Origin of the sequence: Pseudarthrobacter sp., from assembly GCF_036675385.1 — a bacterium.
Taxonomy (GTDB): domain Bacteria; phylum Actinomycetota; class Actinomycetes; order Actinomycetales; family Micrococcaceae; genus Arthrobacter.
Map to the genome: position 1 here is coordinate 1 of NZ_JAKFFD010000076.1, position 2,935 is coordinate 2,935.

Below are 2,935 nucleotides of genomic sequence, written 5' to 3' on the forward strand. Positions count from 1 at the left end.
TCCAGGAGGTGCACGGCCCGCTCGTCGCGCAGCGCGTGGACGGCATCCAGGCGCAGGCCGTCCACGTGATAGTCGCGCAGCCAGAGAGCCGCATTGTCCAGGATGTATTCACGCACGACGTCGGACCCCGGGCCGTCGAGGTTGACCGCATCGCCCCACGTGTTGGCGTCGCCCTGCTTGAGGTACGGGCCGAATCTGGACAGATAGTTGCCGCTGGGGCCCAGGTGGTTGTAAACCACATCCTGGATGACTCCCAGCCCGGCGGCGTGGGCGGCGTCCACAAAACGCTGGTAGGCCGCAGGACCGCCGTAGCCTTCGTGGACCGCGAACCACTGGACGCCGTCGTAGCCCCAGTTGTGGGTGCCGTTGAACCCGTTGACCGGCAGCAGCTCCACAAAATCGATGCCGAGGTCCGCGAGGTAGCCGAGTTTGTCCGCGGCTGCATCGAGTGTTCCCGCGGGCGTGAAGGTTCCCACGTGGAGTTCGTAAATGACCGAGCCGCGCAGTCCCTTCCCCTGCCAGCCGGCGTCCTGCCAGGCGTAGGAGGCGGGATCGTACGTGCGGGACAGCGCGTGGACCCCGTCCGGGAGGCGGCGGGACCGCGGGTCCGGCAGCGGGTTCGTATCGCCGTCGAGAAGGTAACCGTAATCCACGTCTGCGTCCGCCGGCGCGTCCGGCGCGGACCACCAGCCATCCGCGCCGGACACCTGCTTCATGGGGTATTGGTGCCCGTTGGCGAGCAGCGAGACGGCCGAGGCGTCCGGCGCCCAGACATCGAACCGGCCGGAACCGCTGTGCGTCAGGCTCATGCGTTGTCTCCGTTCACGGGCGAGAGAAGCGCCACAGGGTATTGCTGGAGGATGCCGGCCACCGGCACCGGGCCGGGGCCGTGCGTCCGTCCCGTGAGTTCGTCCCGCATGGCGGTGGATAGTTCGACGGCGGTATCCCGCCACCCGCCGGCGCGTTCCAGTCCGACGGGAAGCCGCGTCGCCAGGGTCAATGCACCGGGTGCGCCGCCAGTTCTGCTGCTGTCAGCCCCGCGGTCGAAGGCCACCAGGTGGTCCGCCGCAGCGTGGGAAGCCAGAACGGGCCGGTAGCCCTGGAAGAGTTCGGGCCGATCCCGGCGGAGGCGCAGCGCCCGGGAGGTCAGAAGCAGTTTCGCGGCCTCGTCGCGGAAGTCCGCCGGACTTGTGCCGGCATCCAGTGCGGCAAGGGCGCTTTCGCGGCGCTTGAAGTCAACTGCCCGCCTATTGTCCGGGTCGGCCAGCGAGCGGTCCCGGAATTCGGTGCCCTGATACACATCGGGGACCCCTGGCATAGTCAGCTGGAGCAGCTTCAGGGACAGCGAGTTGGAAGCGGCAAAGGCATCCGTCCTGGCGACGAAGTCCTCGATCGCCGTGGTGACCCGGGCGTCGTCGAACACTGCATCCACCGCTGACTTAACCCATGCTTCGAACTTTTCGTCCGGATCCGTCCAGGTGGTGGAGTTGGCTGCTTCCCGGGCCGCCTTCTCCGCATAGGCCTGCAGCCGCTCCCGCGACGCCGGCCACGCACCGATGACGGCCTGCCACAGCAGGTTCTCGAACGGGCCGTCGGGCACCGGGGCGAGCCCGCGAAGCGTGTCCAGGGTTGCGGCCCACTCGTCCGGCAGCTCGGCGATCACGGAGATCCGTGCCCGGGTGTCCTCGCTGCGCTTGGTGTCGTGCGTGGTCAATGTGGTCATGGACAGCGGCAGGGACTCCTGGCGCTCGGCCATCCGCCGGTGGAATTCTTCCGGGGCAAGGGAGAAGTGGGACGGGTCCGCTCCCACTTCGGTCAGTGTCCCCAGCCGCGTGTAGCGGTAGAAGGCCGTGTCCTCCACGCCCTTGGCCATCACCATGCCGGACGTCTGCTGGAAACGTCGGCCCAGTTCAGTCCCGGGCTTCAGCAGCAGGGGCAGCAGCACGTCCAGCACATTGGACAGGTCAGGGCGCTGGCGGGCCGCCGCCGCGCAGGCCTCGCGCAGCACGTCCTCACCCGTGGGCAGGTAGGTGCGGTACACGGGGAAGGCCGCGATGACCTGCGCCAGGGCATCGGCCGCGACGTCCTCGGACAGACTCGCGGAAGCGGGAACAAGGCGTGCCAGCCGCAGGATCTCGGACCGCAGCATGCCATCCGCCACGGCACGCTTGGTCCCCAGGATCATGGCCGCATAGTCCGCAGGCTCGCCGGAGCGCAGCTGTGCATCAAGTGCGTCCAACGCAGCCTCGCCGGCCGGGTCCACCAGCAGGCGGTCCAGGTCTGCCAGGGCGTCGTAGCCGGTGGTTCCTTCGCAGGCGAATTCCGCCGGCAGCTCCTCCCCCGGCTCCAGGATCTTTTCGACCAGGACGTAGGCTCCGCCGCTGAGGTCCTTGAGCCAGCGAAGATACCCGGCAGGATCCGCCAGGCCGTCCGGGTGGTCCACACGCAGCCCGTCAACCAGGCCGTCGTCGAACCAGCGCTTCACCTCGGCATGGGCCTGGCCGAAGACCCAGGGGTCCTCCACCCGGATGCCCGCCAGGGTGTTGACCGCGAAGAACCGCCGGTAGTTCAGCTCGCTGTCCGCCCGGCGCCAGGAGACGAGCTCGTAGTGCTGCCGGTCATGCACAGCCCGCGGAGAGTCGCCGTCGGAGTATGAACCTGCGGCCAATGGAAAGCGGTGGCCGTAATAGTGGAGCTCGCCATCTGCAACCTCCAGAAGTCCGAGGTCGTCATCGCTGCCCAGGACGGGGATCCGGATCCGGCCTGCACCAAAGTCCCAGTCGACGTCGAACGCTTCCGCGTAAGGCGAGCCACGCCCTTCCTGCAGCAGCGACCACCACCACGGGTTCTGTGCCGGCGAGGCCACGCCCACATGGTTGGGGACGATGTCCACCAGCACGCCCATGCCGTGCTCCCGCGCGGCCCTCGAAAGGGA

Annotated in this window: 2 protein-coding genes; both read right to left on the reverse strand. The window is 68.4% G+C overall.

Annotation, left to right across the window (positions count from 1 at the left end):
- The coding region (locus tag V6M49_RS06300; protein WP_332760576.1) for an alpha-amylase family glycosyl hydrolase at window positions 1-809 on the reverse strand (809 nt) is incomplete at its 3' end.
- Window positions 806-2,935, reverse strand: a 2,130-nt coding sequence (gene treY / locus V6M49_RS06305) for a malto-oligosyltrehalose synthase (protein ID WP_332760577.1), incomplete at its 5' end; no start/stop codon positions are given. The genes V6M49_RS06300 and treY, both read right to left, overlap by 4 nt.